This window comes from Colwellia sp. BRX10-4, from assembly GCF_014077465.1.
Lineage (GTDB): Bacteria > Pseudomonadota > Gammaproteobacteria > Enterobacterales > Alteromonadaceae > Colwellia_A.
Genome location: NZ_JACGVZ010000114.1, coordinates 1 through 377 on the forward strand (window position 1 = coordinate 1; position 377 = coordinate 377).

At 35.8% G+C, this 377-nt stretch carries 1 protein-coding gene; it reads right to left on the reverse strand.

The window, feature by feature from the left end:
• Nucleotides 1-109: 109 nt before the first annotated feature.
• Nucleotides 110-377, reverse strand: a 268-nt coding sequence (locus H4J67_RS20080; RefSeq protein WP_182204938.1) for a hypothetical protein, incomplete at its 5' end; no start/stop codon positions are given.

The following is a 377-nucleotide window of genomic DNA, read 5'->3' on the forward strand; positions in this document are numbered from 1 at the left end:
TAACGCCCATTTAAGGGGCAAAATAACGTTGGCTAAAATAAGTGAACGGAGTGAACAAAACAGCCAACTTTATTTTGTCCCGCTTGAAATTCTTGTTATGTTTTGAACACTACGACATACCGATCATCCAAGGCATGGCGACACCGAAAGTGACCGATAAAACTCCAAGTACAAATTTTATATGGTTCATTGAACTACATTTAGAGTACATATATATACCTGTAAAAAATGCAAACACCGACCAAATAACAGAGCCCTTGAAATATATGTAAATAGCACCTTGATTTACTGCGGTTGTATAACCAGGTCCAGCAATAAAATTTAAAAGAAGTGTAATAAGAACACCTAGAACAGGCAAGAAACCTAGCATAAATATT